General features: G+C 70.3%; 6 protein-coding genes. 4 read left to right on the plus strand and 2 right to left on the minus strand.

The genetic code is table 11. The features are described 5' to 3' along the window. The first annotated feature begins 12 nt into the window (after nt 1–12). Both ACFPCY_RS42575 and ACFPCY_RS42580 read left to right on the plus strand, forming a co-directional pair. Nucleotides 13–339: an STAS domain-containing protein gene (locus tag ACFPCY_RS42575; RefSeq protein WP_378265541.1), complete on the plus strand. Its 327-nt coding sequence runs from the start codon at nt 13–15 to the stop codon at nt 337–339. Next, a complete protein-coding gene (locus ACFPCY_RS42580) occupies nt 339–719 on the plus strand; it encodes an ATP-binding protein (RefSeq protein ID WP_378265543.1) in 381 nt (126 codons plus the stop codon). The genes ACFPCY_RS42575 and ACFPCY_RS42580 overlap by 1 nt, the downstream gene beginning before the upstream one ends. A 209-nt stretch (nt 720–928) precedes the next feature. Here the strand turns inward: ACFPCY_RS42580 and ACFPCY_RS42585 are convergent, their stop codons facing one another. Continuing rightward, entirely contained in the window at nt 929–2278 is a 1350-nt protein-coding gene (locus tag ACFPCY_RS42585) for a class II 3-deoxy-7-phosphoheptulonate synthase (RefSeq protein WP_378265545.1), read from the minus strand. A 220-nt stretch (nt 2279–2498) separates the two neighbouring features. Next, nucleotides 2499–3512, minus strand: a complete 1014-nt coding sequence (locus tag ACFPCY_RS42590; protein WP_378265547.1) for a sigma-70 family RNA polymerase sigma factor — start codon at nt 3510–3512, stop codon at nt 2499–2501. Between the two features lie 132 nt (nt 3513–3644). Between ACFPCY_RS42590 and trxA the strand changes: the two genes are divergently transcribed. Both trxA and ACFPCY_RS42600 read left to right on the plus strand, forming a co-directional pair. Further along, a complete protein-coding gene (gene trxA, locus ACFPCY_RS42595; RefSeq protein WP_378265549.1) occupies nt 3645–3998 on the plus strand; it encodes a thioredoxin in 354 nt (117 codons plus the stop codon). Between the two features lie 99 nt (nt 3999–4097). Continuing rightward, nucleotides 4098–5030 (plus strand): putative RNA methyltransferase, encoded by a 933-nt coding sequence (locus tag ACFPCY_RS42600; RefSeq protein ID WP_378265551.1) that lies wholly within the window; start codon nt 4098–4100, stop codon nt 5028–5030. Nucleotides 5031–6267 lie beyond the last annotated feature (1237 nt).

The following is a 6267-nucleotide window of genomic DNA, read 5'->3' on the forward strand; positions in this document are numbered from 1 at the left end:
AGGTGGTGTGGCGTGGGGCTTGCCTTGCACACGACACGGGGTGAAGGCCGCGCGACGGTGTCGGCGCGCGGCTCCATCGACCTGCACTCCTCCGACGAGCTGCGGGCTCGCCTGACCGAGTTGCTCGACACCGGTGAACGCGCGGTGGTGGTGGATCTCGCCGCCGTCGACTTCTGCGACTCGTCCGGCCTGAACGTGCTCGTGCGCGCCTACAAGCACGCGCGCGCCCAGAACGCGACGCTCACGGTCACCGGCGCCTACGGCCGCGTGGAGAACGTCCTGCGGACCACCGGGCTCGACCGCTTCCTTCTCGGCGACGCCGAAGAAGGGGTCGGCTGATGTCCGGTGCCGTGACCGAGACCACACTGCGCGCGGCCCCGCAGACGGAGGCCGTCGAGTACGCGCGCCGCCTGGCCGCGCGCACGATGCGCACGTGGGCGCTCATGGAGCGCGAGGAACTCGTCACCGCCATCGTCGCCGAACTGGTCGCCAACGCCGTCCGGCACGCCGGGACGGCCTTGGAGCTGCGCCTCCAGCGCGGCGCCGGACGCATCCGCGTAGAGGTCCGCGACCGCGCGAGCCAGATGCCGCGCCTGACCGTCCCCGGCCCGCTGGACGAGTCGCACCGCGGCCTGTTCATCGTCGACCGCTTCTCCACCGCCTGGGGCGCCGAACCCGTCACCGGCGGCAAGGTCGTCTGGGCCGAAGTAGCTCTATGAATTGAGCCTCCGGCAGCTCTATGAATTGAGCCTCCGGTTCCGAGCGGCTCGCCTGGCGGCTCGCCTCTCGGCCCGGATGCTCGTGCGAACGCGGCGTCGCTTCGCGATCAACCGCTCGGAGGCTCGCCTTCGGCTTCGCCCCCGAGCGGTTGCCAACGCGTTCGCGTGCGGGGTCCGGTCCTTGCTGGGGCGTCCGGTCGGGACCCCGGTCAGGAGCTCTTGCGGTAGAGCTCGGCCACCATGAACGCCAGGTCGAGGGACTGGCCGCGGTTGAGGCGCGGGTCGCAGGCCGTCTCGTAGCGCTGGTGCAGGTCCGACTCGTCGATCTCGTCGCCGCCGCCGACGCACTCGGTCACGTCGTCGCCGGTGAACTCGATGTGGATGCCGCCCGGGTGGGTGCCGAGCGAGCGGTGCACCGCGAAGAACCCGGCCACCTCGTCCAGCACGTCGGTCACCCGGCGCGTCTTGTGCCCGGACGGGGCCTCGAAGGTGTTGCCGTGCATCGGGTCGCACACCCACGCGACGGGGGAGCCGTTGCGGGTCACCTTCTCCACCAGCGGCGGCAGCGCGTCCCTGATCTTGTCCGCGCCCATCCGCGTGATGAACGTCAGCCGGCCCGGCTGACCGGACGGGTTCAGCCGCTCCATCAGCGCCAGGGCGTCGTCCGCCGTCGTGGTCGGGCCGAGCTTCACCCCGATCGGATTGTGGATGCGGCTCAGGAAGTCCACGTGCGCGCCGTCGAGCTGCCGGGTGCGCTCGCCCAGCCACAGGAAGTGCGCCGACACGTCGTACGGGGAACCCGTGCGGCTGTCGATGCGGGTCAGCGCGCGCTCGTACTCCAGGATCAGCGCCTCGTGGCTGGAGTAGAACTCCACGCCGTGGAACTCGTCCGGATTCGCGCCGCACGCCTTCATGAACGTCAGCGCCCGGTCGATCTCGCCCGCGAGCTGCTCGTAGCGGCGGCCCGCCGGGCTCTGCGCCACGAAGTCCTGGTTCCAGGCGTGCACCTGCCGCAGGTCGGCGTAGCCGCCCTTGGTGAACGCCCGGCACAGGTTCAGCGTGACCGAGGACGAGTAGTACGCCTGCAGCAGCCTGCGCGGGTCGTTGCGGCGCGCCCCGGGCGAGAAGTCCAGGCCGTTGACCGCGTCCCCCCGGTAGGCGGGCAGCTCCACGCCGTCGCGCACCTCCACCGGCTTGGACCGCGGCTTGGCGAACTGGCCCGCCATCCGCCCGATCTTCACGACCGGGACGCTCGCGGCGTAGGTGAGCACGACCGCCATCTGGAGCAGGGTCTTCAGCTTGTTGCGGACGTCGTCGGCGGTCGAGCCGGCGAACGTCTCCGCGCAGTCGCCGCCCTGCAACACGAACGCGCGTCCGTGCGCCACCTCGGCGAGCCTGTCCCTGAGCTGGTCGCACTCGCCCGCGAAGACGAGCGGGGGCTGCTTGGCGAGTTCGGCGGCCACGGCCCCGACCTCCGCCGGGTCGTCCCATGTCGGCTGCTGCAGTGCCGGGAGGCCGCGCCAGGCGTCCAGCTCCCCCGTGACGCTTGATGTACTCACGGTCGACAAGGCTATGGCACACGAGGCGTACCGGCACTAGCAGGACGGCGTACTCGGCATCGGTCCAATGCGCCGGACGGGACGGCCCGTCCAGAAACGCGAACGCCGCCGCGGAAAATCGCGACGGCGTCCGGCAGGGTCTTCGGGCCTGGGCTGCGGCGTCCGGGCTGCGGGGGACGGCGCCCGCTCGGGCGACCCGGCCGCCGGGCGGGGCGGCGGGTCAGGCGGCCCGGCTGCGGGAGCGCGGATCGACCGCGTGGGGGAGCGGACGATCTCCGGCGGCGGTGAGGGTGCGGGCCGCGAGGGGCTCGTGCTCGCTCGCCATCTGCCGCAGCCGCCGCAGCGACCGGTCGGTGATCTGCCGCACCCGGTTGTGGCTCAGCCCGTACCGCGCGCCGATCTGCGCGTACGACAGCGGCTGGCCGTTGTCCATCCCGAACCGCGCGCGCAGGATCGCCGACTCGCGCTCGGGCAGGCGCTCCAGCATGCGGCCGAGGCCCTCCAGGTCGTCCAGCGCCATGACCTCGGCCTCGGGCGTCACGGCCTCCGGATCCTCCAGGAGGTCGCCCATGGCGGTCTCGCCGGCGTCGTCGACGGTCGCGTCCAGGCTGGCCGGGTCGCGCCGCCAGCGCAGCAGCTCCTCCACGTGCTCGGTCTCGGCGCCCACGGCCTGAGCCAGCTCCTCGCGGCTCGGCTCGCGGCCGAGCTCGCGGCTGAGCTGCCGCTCCGCGCGGCGCAGCCGGGACAGCTCCTCCTCCACGTGGACGGGAAGCCGAATCGTGCGCGCGGTGTGGCTCAGCCCGCGCCCGATGGCCTGCCGGATCCACCAGGTCGCGTAGGTCGAGAACTTGAATCCACGCCGGTAGTCGAACTTCTCCACCGCGCGCATCAGCCCGAGGTTGCCCTCCTGGATGAGGTCGATGAGCGGTAGCGAATCGGTCGGGTACTTGCGGGCGATGGACACGACGAGACGGAGGTTGGCCTCGACGAAGCGCTGCTTGGCGCGCAGCCCCGCCTCGACCAGCGCCTCCAGCTCCTCGCGCGAGGTGCCGGAGGGGATGCGGTCCTCCTCGAGGAGCTGCTCGGCGTAGAGCCCGCCCTCGATCGCCTTCGCCAGATCGACCTCCTCCACCGCGTCCAGTAGCGGGGTACGGCCGATCCGGTCGAGATACGCCCCGACGAGGTCCTTGTCGGGGGTGTCGACCCTGTCGCCCTTGTTACGGGTTGCAGCCATCCTGACCCTTCTTCGGTGCGATCTCCCTAGGAGGAGAACGCTAATTACCGTCCTGTGATTCCCAACTTGGGAATACTTCGGTTGCGTACGCCGCTCTACCTGTCCTGATACCCGTACCGAGGAGAAAACGACATGGCGACGGTCACACTGACCGCGGAGAACTTCGACGAGGTCGCGAAGAGCGACGGTGTCGTGCTGGTCGACTTCTGGGCGTCGTGGTGCGGGCCGTGCCGCATGTTCGCCCCGGTCTTCGAGAAGTCGGCCGAGAAGCACCAGGACATCGTCCACGCCAAGGTCGACACCGAGGCCGAGCAGGAGCTGTCGCAGCGCTTCGGGATCTCCTCGATCCCCACGCTGATGGCGATCCGGGACGGCGTGATCGTCTTCGCCGAGCCGGGCGCGCTGCCCGAGCAGGCGCTCGAGAGCATCATCCAGCAGGTCAGGGACTTGGACATGGAGGATGTACGCCGCCGCCTCCAGGCCTGACGCCCTTCCTCTCCGGCCTGACGCTCACGGCGAAGGCCCGACGACGCGACGCCTCCTCCGGCCGTCCCGCAGAGGGCGGCCGGAACGCGCACGCGCGCGATGCACGATGATGGACGGGTGCTGGCCGACGTCGTCGAATACCTCATCTGCCCGGTGTGCGGGGATCCTCTCGCTCAGGACGACCGAGGGCTGCGCTGCCCGAGCCGCCACAGTTTCGATGTCGCCAGGCAGGGCTACGCGAACCTGCTTCCCGGGAACGCCCGTCCTGGCACCGCCGACACCCCTGAGATGGTGCGCGCGCGGGAAGAGTTCCTGACAGCGGGACACTTCTCCCCGATGGCCGACGCTCTCCGGCGTCTCGTGGCGGCGACGCTGCAAGATTCCGGCACGCGCGACGGCTGTCTTCTGGACGCGGGTGCGGGAACGGGTTACTACCTGAAGGCCGTCCTGGACGCACCCGAGGTCGAGAAGACCGCCGGGCTCGCTCTGGACATCTCCAAGCACGCCGCACGGCGAGCGGCTCGCGCGCACCCGCGCATCGGCGCGATCGTCGCCGACCTCTGGCGACCGCTTCCGGTGGCGGACGGCGCCGCGATCGCCGTACTGAACGTCTTCGCGCCTCGAAACGCGGCCGAGTTCCACCGCGTCCTTCGGGCGGACGGGCCGCTGGTCGTCGTCACGCCGTCCAGCCGGCACCTGGGACCGCTCGTGGACGCGCTCGGCCTCCTCAAGGTGGACGACCAGAAATCGGAGCGCACCGACGCCGCGCTCGCCGACCACTTCGCCTTGGTCACGCGCGAGGAACTGGAGTTCGAAGCGTCACTCACGCACGAGGAGATCCTCACCCTCGTGGGCATGGGCCCGAGCGCCCACCACATCGCGACGGACACCCTCGCGGCGAGAGTCAGCGAGCTGCCCGACCCGTACCCGGCGCCGCTGTCGTTCGTGCTCTCGCACTTCCGGCCCAAGCCCTCACCCGGACGGCCGGACCGGATACCTCCAGAAGCACCTGCGGGACGTCCCCAGGAGTGAGCCGAGGGCGCACGTCGGGCGCGTCCACGACTTCGTACATGAACGAGACCGCGGCCGAGCGAACCGACGCGTCGAGCAGGACACGCTGCAACGCCTGACCCGCGCGCACCCACGAGTCCGGCCGATCGCCTCGCGTACTCATTACCGCTCGACGGACGGGACTCCCGGGTTCGGCGGAGAGCACGTCCCACCTCACGCCCTCAAGACGTGCCGCCTCAGCAAGGCCGGTGAGCAACAAGGGGGACGGTGTTCCCACCGCACCGGGCCGACGCCCCGGAGACGGTCGCATGGTCGCCGCGTAGAGGAGCCGTTCGGCACGGGAGGTGCGATGACTGCGCACGAGCCGCACACGCGCGAGCAGAGTCGGCTCTTCGGGGTCAGGGACGAGACGAACGACCGCCCCGTGACCGAGCTGCGCGGCGGCCAGCCTCAGGTTCATCAGCGCCGCGCCGCAGGCGATGTGAAGACCTCGGCCGCGCGGATCGTCCATGGCTTGGAAGAGGGCTGGATCGGCGTGCACCTCGATCCCGCCGTCGGACGGGCAGAACCGCCAGGCCCGCAGATCGTGGATCGAAGGGCCCACGGTCGCGGCGACGACGAGCCGTTCCGTCGACGACCGTCCGCCTGTCGGTCCGCTCGTGGGGAGGAACGGGTACATGTGGCGCTCCCTCCTGCCACCCGGACGAGGTGAGCGGAACCGTACCGCACGCCGACCTGGGGATCCCAGGGGAGATGTCCGGTTCGCCGCCGCTGATTTGACCATGTCGAGGACGGCTCCTAAAGTTGGGAACACCCCGAGGGGATGCGGGACGCCGAGACCGGCGGACGGCCCCGGGGAACCGGATCGGAAAATCGGTTCGAGCCAGTCTCGGACTGATGTACGATGGTCCGGTCAGCCTGGAACGGGATGCAGAACGCCGAAACGGCGGTCGGCCCGGTGGGCGACTCACGAGGAATCAACGTCAGCCGACTTCGGTCCGGCCGATGTTCGACGCCCGTGAACCGGTGAAACTGGAGAGTCGGAAACGCTCGAACGAGCCGATTTGACTCCCGAGGGAAGCCGGGTAAGTTTGAAGGGTTGCCCCGGAGCGAGGCCCGCGGAGGCGGGTGGAGCGCGGTGGGTGTCCGTTTCTTGAGAACTCAACAGCGTGTTAAAAGCCAGTGCCTTTATAGATCAGGCGATGCGCCTGGTCACCCCGTGGCCCTGACCGGAAGGTCGGGGTGGGGATTTCTTTGA

Origin of the sequence: Actinomadura gamaensis (assembly GCF_042652125.1) — a bacterium.
Classification (GTDB): Bacteria; Actinomycetota; Actinomycetes; order Streptosporangiales; family Streptosporangiaceae; genus Spirillospora; species Spirillospora gamaensis.

Coding starts and splice junctions, on each gene's coding strand:
- ACFPCY_RS42580 (WP_378265543.1), top strand. CDS start 339: ATGTCCGGTGCCGTGACCGAGACCACACTGCGCGCGGCCCCGCAGACG.
- ACFPCY_RS42590 (WP_378265547.1), bottom strand. CDS start 3,512: ATGGCTGCAACCCGTAACAAGGGCGACAGGGTCGACACCCCCGACAAG.
- trxA (WP_378265549.1), top strand. CDS start 3,645: ATGGCGACGGTCACACTGACCGCGGAGAACTTCGACGAGGTCGCGAAG.
- ACFPCY_RS42600 (WP_378265551.1), top strand. CDS start 4,098: ATGCACGATGATGGACGGGTGCTGGCCGACGTCGTCGAATACCTCATC.